The organism is Enterobacter cloacae complex sp. 402C9 (assembly GCF_050030745.1).
In the GTDB taxonomy this organism is placed as follows: Bacteria; Pseudomonadota; Gammaproteobacteria; order Enterobacterales; family Enterobacteriaceae; genus Enterobacter; species Enterobacter intestinihominis.
Genome location: NZ_JBLGUW010000001.1, coordinates 2,799,646 through 2,815,435, shown reverse-complemented (window position 1 = coordinate 2,815,435; position 15,790 = coordinate 2,799,646). Strand labels below are relative to the sequence as shown.

Annotated in this window: 17 protein-coding genes; 11 read left to right on the top strand and 6 right to left on the bottom strand. The window is 52.3% G+C overall.

The features are described from left to right. Window positions 1–72: 72 nt before the first annotated feature. Window positions 73–312 carry a YecH family metal-binding protein gene (locus ACQG1K_RS13445; RefSeq protein WP_032622412.1) on the top strand — a complete coding sequence of 80 codons (240 nt, stop codon included), beginning with the start codon at window positions 73–75 and terminating at the stop codon, window positions 310–312. A 36-nt stretch (window positions 313–348) separates the two neighbouring features. On the opposite strand, the gene ftnA is transcribed toward ACQG1K_RS13445, so the two are convergent. Together ftnA and yecR are read right to left on the bottom strand one after the other, a co-directional pair. Next, complete coding sequence (ftnA, locus tag ACQG1K_RS13440; RefSeq protein WP_022648525.1) at window positions 349–846, bottom strand: non-heme ferritin; 498 nt, start codon at window positions 844–846, stop codon at window positions 349–351. A 200-nt stretch (window positions 847–1,046) separates the two neighbouring features. Then, on the bottom strand, window positions 1,047–1,385 hold the full coding sequence (yecR, locus tag ACQG1K_RS13435) for a YecR family lipoprotein (protein ID WP_022648524.1): 339 nt from the start codon (window positions 1,383–1,385) through the stop codon (window positions 1,047–1,049). 245 nt (window positions 1,386–1,630) lie between these two features. Here yecR and ACQG1K_RS13430 point away from each other — a divergent pair, with 245 nt between their 5' ends. Beyond that, complete coding sequence (locus tag ACQG1K_RS13430) at window positions 1,631–2,269, top strand: RpiB/LacA/LacB family sugar-phosphate isomerase (protein WP_003859680.1); 639 nt, start codon at window positions 1,631–1,633, stop codon at window positions 2,267–2,269. Window positions 2,270–2,311: 42 nt separating this feature from the next. Here the strand turns inward: ACQG1K_RS13430 and ACQG1K_RS13425 are convergent, their stop codons facing one another. Further along, window positions 2,312–3,730, bottom strand: a complete 1,419-nt coding sequence (locus tag ACQG1K_RS13425; RefSeq protein WP_032624029.1) for an MFS transporter — start codon at window positions 3,728–3,730, stop codon at window positions 2,312–2,314. Between the two features lie 214 nt (window positions 3,731–3,944). Between ACQG1K_RS13425 and azuC the strand changes: the two genes are divergently transcribed. Then, on the top strand, window positions 3,945–4,028 hold the full coding sequence (gene azuC / locus ACQG1K_RS13420; RefSeq protein WP_003859682.1) for a stress response protein AzuC: 84 nt from the start codon (window positions 3,945–3,947) through the stop codon (window positions 4,026–4,028). Between the two features lie 106 nt (window positions 4,029–4,134). Then, entirely contained in the window at window positions 4,135–4,386 is a 252-nt protein-coding gene (locus ACQG1K_RS13415) for a DUF2766 family protein (RefSeq protein ID WP_003859683.1), read from the top strand. Window positions 4,387–4,466: 80 nt separating this feature from the next. Here ACQG1K_RS13415 and ACQG1K_RS13410 read toward each other — a convergent pair whose 3' ends face one another. Together ACQG1K_RS13410 and ACQG1K_RS13405 are read right to left on the bottom strand one after the other, a co-directional pair. Beyond that, on the bottom strand, window positions 4,467–5,810 hold the full coding sequence (locus ACQG1K_RS13410; protein WP_023306499.1) for an anaerobic C4-dicarboxylate transporter: 1,344 nt from the start codon (window positions 5,808–5,810) through the stop codon (window positions 4,467–4,469). A 577-nt stretch (window positions 5,811–6,387) separates the two neighbouring features. After that, entirely contained in the window at window positions 6,388–6,891 is a 504-nt protein-coding gene (locus ACQG1K_RS13405; protein WP_022648520.1) for a non-heme ferritin-like protein, read from the bottom strand. Window positions 6,892–7,396: 505 nt separating this feature from the next. On the opposite strand from ACQG1K_RS13405, the gene ACQG1K_RS13400 reads away from it, so the two are divergent. From ACQG1K_RS13400 to otsA, 6 genes are all read left to right on the top strand, one after another. Further along, a complete protein-coding gene (locus ACQG1K_RS13400; RefSeq protein ID WP_426721000.1) occupies window positions 7,397–7,954 on the top strand; it encodes a DJ-1/PfpI family protein in 558 nt (185 codons plus the stop codon). 316 nt (window positions 7,955–8,270) lie between these two features. Beyond that, on the top strand, window positions 8,271–9,260 hold the full coding sequence (gene araF / locus ACQG1K_RS13395) for an arabinose ABC transporter substrate-binding protein AraF (protein WP_426720838.1): 990 nt from the start codon (window positions 8,271–8,273) through the stop codon (window positions 9,258–9,260). Window positions 9,261–9,331: 71 nt separating this feature from the next. Further along, window positions 9,332–10,846, top strand: a complete 1,515-nt coding sequence (gene araG, locus ACQG1K_RS13390; RefSeq protein WP_023300465.1) for an L-arabinose ABC transporter ATP-binding protein AraG — start codon at window positions 9,332–9,334, stop codon at window positions 10,844–10,846. A gap of 14 nt (window positions 10,847–10,860) precedes the next feature. Further along, window positions 10,861–11,841: an L-arabinose ABC transporter permease AraH gene (gene araH / locus ACQG1K_RS13385; RefSeq protein WP_367074269.1), complete on the top strand. Its 981-nt coding sequence runs from the start codon at window positions 10,861–10,863 to the stop codon at window positions 11,839–11,841. A 153-nt stretch (window positions 11,842–11,994) separates the two neighbouring features. Next, window positions 11,995–12,798 carry a trehalose-phosphatase gene (gene otsB, locus ACQG1K_RS13380; RefSeq protein ID WP_022648515.1) on the top strand — a complete coding sequence of 268 codons (804 nt, stop codon included), beginning with the start codon at window positions 11,995–11,997 and terminating at the stop codon, window positions 12,796–12,798. Continuing rightward, window positions 12,773–14,197, top strand: coding sequence for an alpha,alpha-trehalose-phosphate synthase (gene otsA / locus ACQG1K_RS13375; protein WP_426720839.1), 1,425 nt, complete (start codon window positions 12,773–12,775; stop codon window positions 14,195–14,197). The genes otsB and otsA overlap by 26 nt, the downstream gene beginning before the upstream one ends. Before the next feature lie 15 nt (window positions 14,198–14,212). Here the strand turns inward: otsA and uspC are convergent, their stop codons facing one another. Next, the gene (gene uspC / locus ACQG1K_RS13370) at window positions 14,213–14,641 is read right to left on the bottom strand and encodes a universal stress protein UspC (protein ID WP_022648513.1); all 429 of its coding nucleotides are present in this window, start codon (window positions 14,639–14,641) and stop codon (window positions 14,213–14,215) included. A 797-nt stretch (window positions 14,642–15,438) separates the two neighbouring features. Here uspC and flhD point away from each other — a divergent pair. Continuing rightward, window positions 15,439–15,789, top strand: a complete 351-nt coding sequence (gene flhD, locus ACQG1K_RS13365; protein WP_003859693.1) for a flagellar transcriptional regulator FlhD — start codon at window positions 15,439–15,441, stop codon at window positions 15,787–15,789. Window position 15,790: the final 1 nt, after the last annotated feature.

The following is a 15,790-nucleotide window of genomic DNA, read 5'->3' as shown; positions in this document are numbered from 1 at the left end:
AGGGGGAACCTGCGCCTGCGCAAAGCGTGCCGTGGAGGGAGCATTTAGTCTGCTTTTTATTTGCGAGAGGTAATGATGTCAATTCACGGACACGACGTGCTGAATATGATGATTGAGTCAGGTGAGCGTTATACGAAGGAGAGTCTGGTTGAGGCGATACATGCCCGCTTTGGCGAAGCGGCGCGTTTCCATACCTGTTCAGCTTCGGAAATGACAGCCGCGGAGCTGGTGGCGTTTCTGGCGGCGCGCGGAAAATTCATTCCGGCAGCAGATGGATTTTCCACGCACGAAAGTAAAATTTGCCGTCATTGAATAAAGCGGTGCTGAAAACTCAGCACCGCTTTTCTATTAATTCTGCGTGTCGAGCGTCGACAGCTCTTTATCAATGAAGTACAGACCTTCCCCAGATTTACCTGCCAGAGATAATTTATCCAGCACGGATTTAAACAGCTTCTCTTCTTCGTGCTGTTCAGCCACATACCACTGAAGGAAATTAAAGGTTGGATAATCCTGACTGGTCATGGCGGCATGAGCCAGTTCATTTATTTTCTGGGTGATCAGCTGTTCGTGCTCATAGGTGGCACGGAACAGTTCATCAAGAGAGCCGTACTCGGCGAAAGGCGATACCACGTTATCAATGCGCGGCAGGCTGCCGGTGTCCGTCAGGTAATCAAACAGACGCTGCATGTGCGTCATCTCTTCCTGGGCATGACGACGCAGGAAGGCGGCAGCCCCTTCAAAGCTGTGATAGCTGCACCAGGCGCTCATCTGCTGATAAAGCAGGGAAGAAAATAGCTCAAGATTCATTTGCGCATTGAGCTTGTCGATCATTTCAGTTTTTAACATGGTGCAGCTCCGGTTTATTAATTCTGGTTCACGATGAGCGACACTATAATTTGTTATTTAATTATTTGCAAAAAGTAAAATAAATATTTATTTATTAAAAATACGAATGGGAATAAAACGCATTGCCGCCATTTATATTTATTAATGAGAATTATTTTTGTTCTTATTAAATAAACTGCCAGCGTGACTGGCAGTCGCGGTTAATACCACGGATTCTGGCTGGAAGAGGTAACGGCATATCCCTGACATTTATACTGAATGGTCACACTTTCGTTCAGACAGAGTGAACCGCTGATCAGGGTGCAGGTTTTAATCGGCTGCCCGTAGGCTGACGCGGAGGCGTAGCCCATGCGTTGGCAGGCCTTTGTTGCCGTACCGTTATTAACATAGTCATCAGACCAGGCGTTTTGGAGCATGGTCTGGCCATAGTCGAGGCGCACAATTCCGTTTGGGGCATCAGTACTACTGACTTCTGCCTGACGGTTGATGCTGCACCCGGCGAGCAACAGGATCGTTCCGGCTATGATTACACGTTTCATGTTTCACTCTGCGTGACGGGAAATACGCCATTGTAACCAACGCGACGGGACGCAATGGCCGGAATAGCCGGAGGATCTGCCCTTTCACTGTACAACGAGCCGGGCCACCGCGCGAAATTGTGAGCGCATCTTTGTTTTTTAAAACAAGTTTTCACTTAATTTGAAAGTGCGTTTGTTTGATAGTAAGGTTAAGTTGAAAAGGTATCCACAGCGGGATCGCCCGCCATGCATTCAGGAGAGACAAGATGAAAATTGCACTGATGATGGAAAACAGCCAGGCCGCTAAGAATCCCATCATCCTTAATGAGCTGAAAGCCGTTGCTGATGAGAAAGGTTTCCCGGTCTATAACGTCGGTATGAGTGATGAGAACGATCATCATCTCACTTATATTCACCTGGGCATCATGGCGAGCATTCTGCTTAACGCTAAAGCCGTTGATTTTGTTGTCACCGGCTGCGGTACCGGGCAGGGCGCGTTAATGTCCCTGAACATCCATCCGGGTGTGATTTGCGGTTACTGCATCGATCCTGCGGATGCTTTCCTGTTTGCGCAAATCAACAACGGTAACGCGCTTTCTCTGCCGTTTGCGAAAGGCTTCGGCTGGGGAGCAGAACTGAACGTACGCTTTATCTTTGAGAAAGCGTTTACCGGACGCAATGGCGAAGGCTATCCACCAGAGCGTAAGGAGCCGCAGGTGCGTAACGCCGGTATTCTGAACCAGGTGAAAGCGGCGGTGGTAAAAGAAAACTATCTGGATACCCTGCGTGCAATCGATCCTGAGCTGGTTAAAACCGCCGTCTCAGGCCAGCGCTTCCAGCAGTGCTTCTTCGAGAACTGCCAGGACAAAGAGATCGAAGCCTTCGTGCGCGGTATTGTTGGCTGATTTCCTTTGCCGGGCGGTGCGTTGCCCGCCCGGCACAGAGCCTTACTTTTTCGATGATACCGCGCTGCCTGCATTTTTGGTCAGACGCAGCGTGTCAACCATTCCCACCAGGCAGATCAGCGCGATCGCCACAAATGCCAGCCGGAAGCTCATTCCCGGCATGCCGGCAATCCCCATCTTCTCACTGACTTTTTCCCCGATACGAATACCAATTGCCCCGAGCGTGATCCCAAGTCCCACGGCAAGCTGCGTTGCGGTTGAAAACAGCGTATTGGCATAGCTCATCTGCGCCGAGGGTACATCCGCAAAGGCCAGCGTACTGATGGCTGTAAACTGGATCGAACGAAAAACGCCACCCAGATAGAGGATCAGCATGACGAGCCACACAGGAGTCTGCGGCGTAAGAAAGGCGCAGGCCAGCAGCGCCAGGACATTCAGTGAACCGTTAATCAGCAACAGCCGCTTAAACCCCAGGCTGCGGATCAGGGGCGTCGTCGCCGGTTTAATGGTGAGATTGCCTACGAAAACGGCCAGCACCAGCAGGCCAGAATGGAACGCGTCCATGCCAAAGCCGACCTGGAACATCAGCGGTAACAGGAACGGTACCGCGCTGATGGAGGCGCGAAACAGCGATCCGCCGTACAGGGTGACGCGAAACGTTGGCACTTGCATCGCATCGAGCCTGATCATCGGCCAGGTTGCCCGCTTAAAGTGGCGCAGCGCCAGGCTCAACGCGGCGACACCGACGATAAACAGCGTGGCGGTTAATCCTGTCCGCAGAGGCTCTGCGCCCATCAACTCCATCGCATAAACCAGGCTCACCATGGCAAGGGTGGTGACCACAAAACCCGGTAAATCAAACGGTCGGCGCGTATCTTCATGCAGGTCTGGAATGATTCGCAGTGCCAGCAAAATGGCGATTATCCCCAGCGGCACATTAATAAAGAAGATCCAGCGCCAGTCGGCATAGCTTGTAATGAACCCGCCCAGCGGCGGGCCGATGATCGGCGCGACCAGCGCAGGCCACGTCAGGGTGGCGATTGCCGTGATGAGCTGATGCTTTGGCGTTGTACGTAACACGGCCAGGCGACCCACAGGCACCATCAGCGCGCCACCCATGCCCTGGAAGACGCGCATTGCGACAAACTCCTCGAGCGTGGTGGACAGGCCGCAAAATACCGAGGCCAGCGTGAAGATCGCCAGCGCGAGGGCAAATACTTTTCGCGCGCCGAAGCGGTCGGCGATCCAGCCGCTGGCGGGGATCAGCACGGCAAGGGTGATCAGGTAGGCGCTGATGCCGATATTCAGATCCACGGCCTGTACGCCGAAGCTTTTTGACATATCCGGCAATGCGGTGGCGATCACCGTCCCGTCCAGAAACTCCATAAAGAAAGCACCGGCCACCAGCAGTGCCGCAGGCGATAATCCATGGCTCTCTTTGCCGGATACGTTTTCACTCATTCTCTTCCTGCCCGCTCAAAAAATTTTATAAAAATTTACTGGAATTTATAAGTCTGTAACGTGCGGATTTATCGTGCCTTTTTTTAACAAACCGGCAGCACTGAGGGTTTGTTAACCGTGATGCAGGTCACAAAATGGTTGATTTTTGTGATGACGGTCATATTATAAGCGTATTGATAATAACACCTGCATAACACGTTACTGGAGCAACATAATGAAACTGCGCAAAATCCTGAAAAGCATGTGGGCTAACTACTGCACAACGTTTAAAGACGTCCCACCGGGTGCGATGTTCTGATAAAAAAACCTGCTTCGGCAGGTTTTTTTATGTCTGCGGACGACGAGAGGGAGATGGAAGGGCGTCTGTTTTGCTACTATGGCGGCCTTTGAATAAGGAGAAGCCCATGTCACAAAACCTGAGCGCCGATCAGGAACTGGTATCTGACGTCGTCGCCTGCCAGCTGGTTATCAAACAAATCCTTGATGTGATTGACGTTATCGCGCCGGTTGAGGTACGCGAAAAGATGTCGACCCAGCTAAAAAACATCGATTTCACCAATCATCCTGCTGCTGCGGATCCGGTTACGCTCCGCGCGATCCAGAAAGCGATCGCGCTGATTGAACTGCGCTTCACGCCGCAGGGTGAGTCACATTAAAATAAACCGATGTTTTAAAATTAGAAACCGTTTTCTGATTTTACGTCGAAGGGCGACAGAGTCTGTCGCCCGCAGAAGGTTCAAAAGAACGTCTGCACCAGCAGATAGCTCACCACGCAGGCACAGCTGACGCCAATCAGACCCGGCAGAATAAAGCTGTGGTTGATGATGAATTTACCGATGCGGGTGGTGCCGGAGCGATCGAATCCAATACAGGCCAGATCGCTCGGATAGGTGGGCAGCACAAAGTAGCCGTAGGAGGCCGGGAAGAAGGCCACCAGCATTTTCGGATCGATGCCTAACATCAACCCCATCGGGGCGACTGCGGTTAAGGCCGCGGCCTGGCTGTTGACCAGTTTCGACACCAGAAACAACACGATGGCATACGTCCAGGGATGACTCTTCACTACCCCCTCCAGTGCCATTTTCAGTTCGTCGAGATGCGCCTGGAAAAAGGTATCGCTCATCCATGCCACGCCAAACACCGAGAAGATGGCGACCATCCCCGCCTTAAATACCGCTCCGTTTGAAATGGCCGACGCATTAACCTTACAGGTCATCAGCATGATGGCCCCGGCAATAAGCATCATCATTTGAATAACAAGGTTCATCGACAGGGCCGTCATTTTGCCTTTGATCTCAAACGCCGGACGCAACTCGGGCAACGCACCCAGCAGGACCACAACGGCAATCCCGGCGAAGAAGATCCACGTTGACAAGTAGGCCTGTTTAGGGAAACGCTGATCCATCAACGTCTCCGTTCCCCCATAGATAAACTCCCGCTGTTTCGGATCTTTCAGCTTTTCCTGAAATTCAGGATCGTCTGCGAGGTTTTTTCCCCGGCGCAGGCTCCACAGTGCCGCAATGGCGACGCCAGACAGTGAGGCCGGTACGGAAACGGCGAGGATTTCGAGGATCCCCCACGCGTGGCCGATACCGTTCTGCGCACCCAGAATTGAGACCAGCGAAACGACGGCCACGGAAACGGGGGAGGCGGTGATCGCCATCTGTGAGGCCACCGAGGCCACCGCCATCGGCCGTTCCGGGCGAATGCCTTTTTTCAGGGCGATATCCGCGATAATGGGAAACATAGTGTAGACGACGTGGCCGGTCCCGCAGAGAAAGGTCAACATCCAGGTGGTAAACGGCGCGAGAAGGGTGATGTGCTGGGGATGTTTTCGCAGCAGGCGCTCTGCGAATTGCATCATCACGTTCAGGCCACCGGCGGTCTGTAGTGTTGCCGCGCAGCCGATGACGGCGAGGATCGTGAGCATCACGTCAACCGGCGGTTTACCGGGTTGCAGACCAAAGACAAAACTCAAAATAAACAGGCCGATGCCGCTTATCAGCCCCAGGCCCATCCCGCCGAAGCGGGTACCTACCAGCAGGCAGAGGATAATGACAATAAACTCAATGGTGATCATGATGCTCCCTCGTTAATGAATGTAATTAAACAAATCATTACACGATGTGTGGTTATTCATTGGGAGCAAGATCTGATTTGTTAAATGTCAGCAAAAGCAGGGAGTTGGCACCCACTCCCTGACGGGCTGAGGGATCCCCAGTAATTTGAAAGCAAAAGCGATAACGTTGCCTTCAGAATAACTGAAGGCTTTCAGCGATGCCTCGGTCCGGCTGTAAATCGCTGAGGCGTTTCCTGTAGGCCGGGGCGAGGCGCAGGGATGCGCCGAGAGGGCGGGCTTTACAGGGATGTTACCTCCGCCCGTCCCCGATAAGCCGGAAGGAATAAGCCGAAGGTACCGCGAAGCGGCGATTTTCCGCCGGAAGCCCGGGTCGCCAGGGTGGTGGCGACTGAGCCACCCTGGCACGTTCACCGGTTATGCCGTGACAGAGTAGCAAGGAACATAAAGTGAACGGAATGACCACCAGAGCCGTATGTTCCCCCTCACCCCAGCCCTCTCCCTCAAGGGAGAGGGGGCCGTCTGTGCAGGCATTATTTTGTGGGGAACTCTCAGCCCTGACGGGAGCGGGTGAAGGAACTTAGTGGTGTTGCACGGTAGCTATGTCGAGAAGATGGCGGTCCGTCTGCTCCAGACAGATCCCCGCGCGTTTCGCGTTGCGGATTTCGTCTGCGAGCGTTTTCAGCAGCATGCCATCCTGCTGCTGTTCTCTGTCCATATCACGTAAAAACTTGAGGGTAATGATGTCCTGTTGCGCTTTGGCTTCATCGGCCAGCTTGTTCAGCTTCGTACAGCGTTGCTCATACTCTTCAAGCGTTTTCTGGAACAGTTCCTCCAGAGAGGAGTAATTATCTTCAATCGTTTCAAGCTCTTTGACTGTGGGATTGGCGCCGATGGCTTTCAAAAAGTTAAAGACACGCATCATGTGCGTGACGTTACTTTGCGCCTGAGTACGAAAGAAGGTGGCAGTGCCGTTGAGGCTTTTTCTGGAACACCAGGCGCTCAAATGCAGATGCAGATTTGAAGCATAAAACTCCAGGTTCATCTGGGCATTCAGTTTTTGCATCATCGTTTGGGTAGTCATACTCATATCCTTATTGACTGTGGGACTTGATGGTCCGCTACGAAACCTGACCCGGCAGGTACTGACAATTGAATAACAGAAAAAGATTTCTGCAAGGTAAACAAACTCGAAAATTCACGTCCTGTGTTCGATTTAAATAAGCATACGCTTCTCTTTGAATTAAGAAAACTCTTAGTTGGGCTGTGTTTACCATACATTACAAATTTAAATATAGCGCAGAACAGAAAACAGGTGGCGAGATAAAATATTTTTTATCTTTATGTTTTTAATGATATTAAAATCAGTGCTTCCCATTTTTATCGTTTCAGGAAACCTTCTGTGGCGGGAAATTCTGTGAAAGTGTTAAATCAGAAATAATAACTGCAAATATATCCTGCTGTAGCAAATTTGAGCTAAATCAATTTTCCCGCAATATACGGTTCTGTGATCGCGTCGTAAGATTGTTATCTAACAAATCTGGAAAATGAAACGATGTTTTATATCTTTTCACTTGTAGGGGTTTATGATGACAAAAGTTGCGGTGCTGCTGGCACCTGGTTTTGAAGAAGCAGAAGCGATTATCATAGTTGATATCCTGCGTCGCTTGCAGATTGAGGTGGAAACGCTGGCCTGCGCGGAGTCCCGTGCGGTAGTGAGTTACCACAATATCCCCATGGTGGCTGACAGTACCTTAACGGAACGTTTTAATAGGCTGTATGACGCGGTCGTGTTACCCGGTGGGCCGCAGGGGAGTATCAATCTGGCGGCTAACCAGGAGGTGATCCGCTTTGTTTCCGCGCATGACGAGCACGGCAAACTCATCTGCCCGATCTGCTCTGCGGCTGCGCGGGTGCTGGGCGCAAACGGGCTACTGAAGGGGCGGCGCTACGTCTGTTCCGGCGATCTGTGGCAGACCGTTGATGATGGAGTATATGTGGATGCGCCGGTCGTGGAGGATAACAACCTCATCAGCGGCAAGGGGCTGGGGCACGCTTTTGACTTTGCGCTGACGCTCTCTGCGCGTCTGTTGGGCGACGATGCCCCCGTGCGCGATCATGCTGAACACATCTATTACCGCTGGTAAATTTTCTGCCGGACGCTAAGGCGTCCGGGTTACAGGGATTACTTAGCTGACCTTATGGATAATCCTGCTTAACTCCTTTCCATTTGTAGGACAATTACGTCCTTTTTTATGTCATTTTTCGCTGAATTTATGTACGCAATTACTGTAATTCTGCGGTGTGATGTCGCTCTCTTATGGATGATTAATTTCCCGCTAAAACTATCTCCAGCAATAACGCTTATAACGAGGTAAGCGCTAATGCCTTGTTTTAAGTCCGATTAAATAAGTTGTTCGCCATTATTCCCTACAGATAAGAATGCTAAAGCTGGAGTTTACCATGCACAAATTTACTAAAGCGCTGGCGGCCATCGGCCTGGCTGCCGTTATGTCACAATCCGCTATCGCTGAAAATTTAAAGCTCGGTTTTCTGGTTAAACAGCCGGAAGAACCGTGGTTCCAGACCGAATGGAAATTTGCTGATAAAGCCGGAAAAGATTTGGGATTTGAGGTAATTAAAATCGCCGTACCTGACGGCGAGAAAACGCTTAACGCCATTGATAGCCTGGCGGCGAGCGGCGCGAAAGGTTTCGTTATCTGTACGCCGGATCCAAAGCTGGGTTCAGCGATTGCCGCGAAAGCGCGCGGTTATGACATGAAAGTGATTGCGGTGGACGATCAGTTCGTGAATGCCAAAGGCAAACCGATGGATACCGTTCCGCTGGTGATGATGGCGGCCACCAAAATCGGCGAGCGTCAGGGCCAGGAGCTCTATAAAGAGATGCAAAAACGCGGCTGGGATGTAAAAGAGACCGCCGTGATGGCGATTACCGCTGACGAGCTGGATACCGCCCGTCGTCGTACCACGGGCTCAATGGACGCCCTAAAAGCGGCTGGCTTCCCGGAAAAACAAATCTACAAAGTCCCGACCAAATCCAATGATATCCCGGGCGCCTTTGATGCGGCGAACTCCATGCTCGTCCAGCATCCGGAGGTGAAACACTGGCTGGTGGTGGGGATGAACGATAACACCGTGCTGGGCGGCGTGCGTGCAACGGAAGGCCAGGGCTTTAAAGCACCGGACATTATCGGGATCGGCATCAACGGCGTGGACGCCGTGAGCGAACTGTCTAAAGCGCAGGCGACCGGCTTCTACGGCTCTCTGCTGCCAAGCCCGGATGTCCACGGCTATAAATCCAGCGAAATGCTTTACAACTGGGTGACCAAGGGGGTTGAGCCGCCGAAATTCATCGAAGTAACCGATGTGGTGCTGATCACCCGCGATAATTTCAAAGAGGAGCTGGCGAAAAAAGGACTGGGCGGTAAGTAATACGCTGTGATTGCGCCCCTCACACGCCGTGAGGGGCCTGACGTACACACTACAGGAATCACGGAGTCGTTATGCAACAGTCTGATCCGTATCTCTCTTTCCGCGGCATCGGTAAAACATTCCCCGGCGTAAACGCGCTGACCGATATCAGCTTCGACTGCTATGCCGGCCAGGTTCATGCCCTGATGGGGGAGAACGGCGCGGGAAAATCCACGCTGCTAAAAATTCTCAGCGGCAACTACACGCCCACCACCGGCACGCTGGCCATTCGCGGCGAAGAGGTGGCCTTTGCCGATACCACGGCAGCGTTAAACGCGGGCGTCGCCATCATCTATCAGGAGCTGCATCTCATTCCTGAAATGACCGTGGCGGAGAACATCTACCTGGGCCAGCTTCCGCATAAAAGCGGCGTGGTCAACCGCTCGCTGCTCAACTATGAAGCGGGCTTGCAACTCAGGCACCTTGGGCTGGATGTCGATCCACAAACGCCCCTCAAGTATCTCTCCATCGGCCAGTGGCAGATGGTGGAAATTGCCAAAGCGCTGGCGCGTAACGCCAAGATCATCGCTTTTGACGAGCCAACCAGCTCGCTCTCGGCGCGTGAAATTGAAAACCTCTTTCGCGTGATCCGCGAGCTGCGCAAAGAGGGCCGCATCATTCTGTACGTCTCCCACCGTATGGAAGAAATTTTTGCCTTAAGCGATGCCATCACCGTGTTTAAGGATGGCCGCTACGTGCGCACCTTCACCGATATGCAGCAGGTCAATCATGACCAGCTGGTGCAGGCGATGGTCGGGCGCGATCTGGGGGATATTTACCACTGGAAGCCGCGCGAGTACGGCCCTGAGCGTCTGCGTCTGGATAGCGTTAAAGCCCCAGGCGTGCGCACACCTATTTCACTCTCGGTGCGCAGCGGCGAAATCGTCGGGCTGTTTGGCCTTGTGGGGGCAGGGCGCAGCGAGCTGATGAAAGGGCTGTTTGGCGGGACGCGTATTACCCAGGGCCAGGTCTTCGTCGACGGGAAAAAGGTCGATATACAGAAGCCTGCGCAGGCGATTAACGCGGGCATCATGCTCTGTCCGGAGGATCGAAAGGCCGAAGGCATTATTCCAGTGCACTCGGTGCGCGACAACATCAACATCTCTGCCCGGCGCAAGTTCATCCGCGCGGGATGTCTGATTAACGACGGGTGGGAGGCGCGCAACGCTGATCACCATATCCGTTCGCTGAACATCAAAACTCCCGGGGCTGAACAGCTGATCATGAACCTGTCCGGCGGCAACCAGCAAAAAGCCATTCTGGGGCGCTGGCTGTCGGAAGACATGAAGGTCATTTTGCTGGATGAACCAACGCGCGGTATCGACGTGGGGGCGAAACACGAAATCTATAACGTCATCTATGAGCTGGCAAAACGCGGCGTGGCGGTGCTGTTCGCCTCCAGCGATCTGCCCGAGGTGCTGGGCGTCGCTGACCGCATTGTAGTGATGCGTGAAGGCGAAATTGCCGGTGAATTGCTGCATGAACAGGCGAATGAACAACAGGCGTTGAGTCTCGCCATGCCTAAAGTTAGCCAGGCTGTCGCCTGAGTAAGGAGTCAATGATGTCCTCTGTTACTACATCCGGAGCGCCGAAGTCGGCTTTCAGTTTTGGCCGCATCTGGGACCAGTACGGCATGCTGGTGGTTTTTGCCGCCCTGTTCGTTGCGTGCGCGATTTTTGTGCCAAACTTCGCGACCTTCATCAACATGAAGGGGCTGGGGCTGGCCATCTCCATGTCCGGCATGGTGGCCTGCGGAATGCTATTATGCCTGGCCTCCGGCGATTTTGACCTGTCGGTCGCCTCGGTGATTGCCTGTGCCGGGGTCACCACTGCCGTGGTGATCAATATGACCGAAAGCCTGTGGATCGGCGTGCTGGCGGGGCTGATGCTCGGCGTGCTGAGCGGTCTGGTGAACGGCTTTGTGATTGCGCGCCTGAAGATTAACGCCCTGATCACGACGCTTGCGACCATGCAAATCGTGCGCGGTCTGGCCTATATCATCTCCGACGGTAAGGCGGTGGGGATTGAAGACGAGCGCTTCTTTACGCTGGGCTATGCCAACTGGCTGGGCTTGCCTGCGCCTATCTGGCTGACGGTAGCCTGTCTGATCCTGTTTGGTTTCCTGCTTAACCGCACCACCTTTGGTCGTAATACCCTGGCGATTGGCGGGAACGAGGAAGCGGCGCGTCTGGCGGGTGTCCCGGTCGTACGGACCAAGATCATTATCTTTGTGCTTTCCGGGCTGGTGTCGGCAGCGGCGGGGATTATTCTGGCGTCGCGTATGACCAGCGGCCAGCCAATGACCTCTATCGGTTATGAGCTGATTGTCATTTCAGCCTGCGTATTGGGGGGAGTATCCCTCAAGGGCGGCATCGGAAAAATCTCATATGTGGTGGCGGGGATCCTGATTCTGGGGACCGTGGAGAACGCCATGAACCTGCTTAATATTTCTCCGTTCTCTCAGTACGTCGTCCGCGGCCTGATCCTGCTGGCAGCAGTGATCTTCGACCGTTACAAGCAAAAAGCTAAGCGTACCGTCTGATTTATTTTTAGCCACTTATCTGCTCAACTATTAACCATAGTTGACCCACTGACCGGCCCGCCAGTTATGCTGACGGGCCGGTTGCTAAATGGCGAGCGCCGTCACACTGTCTATACTTACATGGCTGTTTTGTTCACTGTAAGGAGGATTAGGGTGGCTGACTTGTTAACCGCACCGCCTGTACTGCCCGGAAAATTTGCTTTCTTTTTTGACCTCGACGGGACGCTCGCCGGAATTGAACCGCATCCTGACGACGTCGTTGTACCGGATCTGGTGTTAGAGAATTTGCAGCAGCTCTCCCGACAGAACGAGGGGGCACTGGCATTGATTTCAGGGCGCTCAATGGCCGAGCTGGATGTGCTCGCCAGTCCCTATCACTTTCCGCTGGCCGGTGTGCACGGAGCGGAGCGCCGCGATATCCATGATCAACTGCATATAGTTTCACTCCCCGATACGCTGGTTCAGGCGCTGCATGCGCAACTCTCTTCTGCTCTGGAACTGCTTCCCGGTACGGAACTGGAAGCCAAAGGCATGGCCTTTGCGCTGCACTACCGTCAGGCGCCTCACCATGAGGCGGCGATCTTTTCGGTAGCAAGAAGCGTGGCGGAAGCCCATCCGGAGCTGGCGTTACAGCCGGGTAAATGTGTGGTCGAGATTAAACCAGCAGGAATTAATAAAGGCGCTGCCATTGCAGCGTTTATGGCGGAAGCGCCGTTTAAAGGGCGTACGCCAGTATTTTTTGGGGATGACCTGACCGATGAGGCCGGGTTCAGCGTGGTAAACCAGGCCAGTGGCATGTCTGTCAAGGTAGGGCCGGGTGAAACCGTTGCCGGATGGCGGCTGGAAAACGTCGCCAGCGTCTGGCAGTGGATATCTGATGTCGCTAACCAGCAACAACAACAAATAGCGCAAAACAACGGGAGAAATCATTATGGGTCGCTTAGTCGTCGTCTCTAATCGCATCGCACCGCCGGATGATAAAAAAGCCAGTGCCGGTGGCCTGGCGGTCGGGGTATTAGGTGCCCTCAAAGCCGCGGGTGGACTCTGGTTTGGCTGGAGCGGGGAAATCAGTAATGATGAGAAACCGCTTAAAAAGGTGTCACGGGGCAATATCACGTGGGCTTCCTTCGCACTCAGTGAGAAGGACTATGATGAATATTATTCCGAGTTCTCAAACGCCGTGCTGTGGCCAGCGTTTCACTATCGTCTGGACCTGGTGAAATTCCAGCGTGAATCCTATGAAGGCTATATGCGCGTTAATGCGCTGCTGGCAGATAAACTGCTGCCGCTGATCGAAGAAGACGATATTTTATGGATCCACGACTACCATCTGCTGCCTTTCGCCAGAGAGCTGCGAAAACGTGGTGTGAATAACCGAATCGGTTTTTTCCTGCACATTCCTTTCCCGACGCCGGAGATTTTCACGGCACTGCCGCAGCATGAAGAGATCCTTGAGGCGCTGTCCGATTACGACCTGCTCGGTTTCCAGACGGAAAACGACAGGCTGGCCTTCCTCGACAGCGTGTCCGGTAAAACCCGACTGGTCACTCACGGCGGCAAATCTCACACCGCGTGGGGACGTAATTTCCATACCGAGGTCTACCCGATTGGTATTGAGCCAGACGAAATTGCCGAGCAGGCCTCCGGTCCATTGCCTCCGAAGCTTGCCCAGCTTAAGGATGAACTCAAGCACGTTAAGAATATCTTTTCGGTTGAACGACTTGATTATTCCAAAGGGTTGCCGGAGCGATTCCTCGCGTACGAAACCCTGCTGGAAAAATTCCCGCAGCATCACGGCAAGATTCGTTATACCCAGATAGCGCCGACCTCACGCGGTGAGGTTCAGGCCTATCAGGATATCCGTCACCAGCTTGAGACCGAAGCAGGGCGCATCAACGGGCGCTACGGGCAGCTTGGCTGGACACCACTTTTCTATTTGAATCAGCACTTTGAGCGCAAAATTCTGATGAAAGTGTTCCGCTATGCGGACGTCGAGCTGGTCACGCCCCTACGCGACGGGATGAATCTGGTGGCAAAAGAGTATGTTGCAGCACAAGATCCTGCTGACCCGGGTGTGCTGGTGCTGTCTCAATTTGCCGGTGCGGCAAACGAGTTAACCTCAGCGCTGATTGTAAACCCTTACGATCGCGATGACGTGGCAAATGCCCTGAACCGTGCGTTAACTATGCCGCTTGCGGAACGTATTTCACGCCATTCGGAAATGATGGAGACCATCATGAAGAATGATATTAACCGCTGGCAGGCGCGTTTTATTGACGATTTGCGCGCGATCCAGCCGCAAAGTCAGGAAGGTGATCTGCAAAAAAAGATCGCGACCTTCCCTAAACTCGCCTGATTTTCTCCGGGGGCATTAATTGCCCCCAAGAGGTACCAGCAGGACATCAACCTGGCTTGACGAAACGATAGATTTTGCCGAGCATGCCGCACGAGAAAAAAAACTCTGGTTATGATTTCCGCAAATAACCAGGTCAATATTCTCTTTCTGACAGATGTCGAGTATATGCGCGCTTAATTCACCGGTCGCGATAACGGTCTGATGAATCGGATAGTCTGCCCTCTCCACCAACTCTTGCAGGAATTGGTGCGTTTCCTCCTGCAATACCTCACGTATATCTTCCAGCATCGGCGCAGCCAGCTGATTATACATTTCGGGTTCCGCGGCCAGCGTGATCAGGCTGATGCGGGCATTGGCGGGGCGGGCGATGGATACGGCTCGGGCGACAAGCTGGTGGCTTTCGGGAGAAACAGCAACTGAAACAAGCAGATGGGAGTAACTCATCACGCACTCCTTTGATGTCAGAATGACAAGTTTCCCCAGCTTTACCGCGAAAATGTCATTACTGCAAGAGGTGAATGCGTCATTAGTGTGAAGCTTATCATAATTATTCATTAATTATTCTTATAAGAAGAATAACTGAAAAGATGGCCTAAATGAAAAAAATTAACAGCTTAACGTAAATTACACATTTTCCCTTCCAGGTGGTTAACTCGCCTTAACTCATCATCAACCCGGCGTAGATCGTTACGCAACGAAACTGATTTTTGTGTTGCCAGCGTTAACCTACTGTTTTTACTTTATTAATTAATGGTAGTTTCAACGTGAAGTTTTCCCCATAGCAGATCAATGCGGATTTGCCCTGTCTTTACATTTCCCAGACCCAATTCCCCCGTCCGGATGCATGAGTATTCGTTCCTGAAGAATATAAACAAGCTTGGGTTGGATAAAAAACACCCAAATTACAAGTCACGCTGATGGATTTATGGGTTACATTCGCGTAAATTATGTGACGCAGATCACATTTTTTTTAAATTCCAGGGGGGGGCTGCATTGTATGTGTCAAAACTGACGAGTAGAGTTTGCGTCGAATTAGGAAAAATCTTAGTTATTTGTAAGAAAAGATAAAATGTGTAACCGACATTTTGGCCATGTTAACCGGTCACGCGCTTTACGACGTACAAACCTAAATTCAACTATGCATTTGGCCTTTTCTTTTTATACCGGGTGATTTCCCGGCGACATCACGGGGTGCGGTCTTTCCGCATAAAAATAATAGTTGGTTATTCGGGATGGGAAAAATGCATACATCCGAGTTGCTAAAACATATTTACGACATCAATTTGTCGTATTTATTGCTCGCGCAGCGTTTGATTAGTCAGGACAAACCGTCAGCGATGTTTCGTCTGGGTGTTAACGAAGAGATGGCAACCATGCTGGGGGGATTAACACTTCCGCAGATGGTCAAGCTGGCTGAAACCAATCAGCTTGTCTGCCAGTTCCGTTTCGATAACCCGCAGACCATTACGCGTCTGACTCAGGAATCCCGCGTGGACGATCTGCAACAGATTCACACCGGTATTCTTCTCTCCACCCGCCTGCTCAACGAAATCAGCCAGCCTGACGACGTAGCCCGGAAGAAAAGGGCTTAAC

Excerpts from the sequence above, each read along its gene's own strand:
- ACQG1K_RS13445 (WP_032622412.1), top strand. The coding sequence starts at position 73 with ATGATGTCAATTCACGGACACGACGTGCTGAATATGATGATTGAGTCA.
- ftnA (WP_022648525.1), bottom strand. The coding sequence starts at position 846 with ATGTTAAAAACTGAAATGATCGACAAGCTCAATGCGCAAATGAATCTT.
- yecR (WP_022648524.1), bottom strand. The coding sequence starts at position 1,385 with ATGAAACGTGTAATCATAGCCGGAACGATCCTGTTGCTCGCCGGGTGC.
- ACQG1K_RS13430 (WP_003859680.1), top strand. The coding sequence starts at position 1,631 with ATGAAAATTGCACTGATGATGGAAAACAGCCAGGCCGCTAAGAATCCC.
- ACQG1K_RS13425 (WP_032624029.1), bottom strand. The coding sequence starts at position 3,730 with ATGAGTGAAAACGTATCCGGCAAAGAGAGCCATGGATTATCGCCTGCG.
- azuC (WP_003859682.1), top strand. The coding sequence starts at position 3,945 with ATGAAACTGCGCAAAATCCTGAAAAGCATGTGGGCTAACTACTGCACA.
- ACQG1K_RS13415 (WP_003859683.1), top strand. The coding sequence starts at position 4,135 with ATGTCACAAAACCTGAGCGCCGATCAGGAACTGGTATCTGACGTCGTC.
- ACQG1K_RS13410 (WP_023306499.1), bottom strand. The coding sequence starts at position 5,810 with ATGATCACCATTGAGTTTATTGTCATTATCCTCTGCCTGCTGGTAGGT.
- ACQG1K_RS13405 (WP_022648520.1), bottom strand. The coding sequence starts at position 6,891 with ATGACTACCCAAACGATGATGCAAAAACTGAATGCCCAGATGAACCTG.
- ACQG1K_RS13400 (WP_426721000.1), top strand. The coding sequence starts at position 7,397 with ATGACAAAAGTTGCGGTGCTGCTGGCACCTGGTTTTGAAGAAGCAGAA.
- araF (WP_426720838.1), top strand. The coding sequence starts at position 8,271 with ATGCACAAATTTACTAAAGCGCTGGCGGCCATCGGCCTGGCTGCCGTT.
- araG (WP_023300465.1), top strand. The coding sequence starts at position 9,332 with ATGCAACAGTCTGATCCGTATCTCTCTTTCCGCGGCATCGGTAAAACA.
- araH (WP_367074269.1), top strand. The coding sequence starts at position 10,861 with ATGTCCTCTGTTACTACATCCGGAGCGCCGAAGTCGGCTTTCAGTTTT.
- otsA (WP_426720839.1), top strand. The coding sequence starts at position 12,773 with ATGGGTCGCTTAGTCGTCGTCTCTAATCGCATCGCACCGCCGGATGAT.
- uspC (WP_022648513.1), bottom strand. The coding sequence starts at position 14,641 with ATGAGTTACTCCCATCTGCTTGTTTCAGTTGCTGTTTCTCCCGAAAGC.
- flhD (WP_003859693.1), top strand. The coding sequence starts at position 15,439 with ATGCATACATCCGAGTTGCTAAAACATATTTACGACATCAATTTGTCG.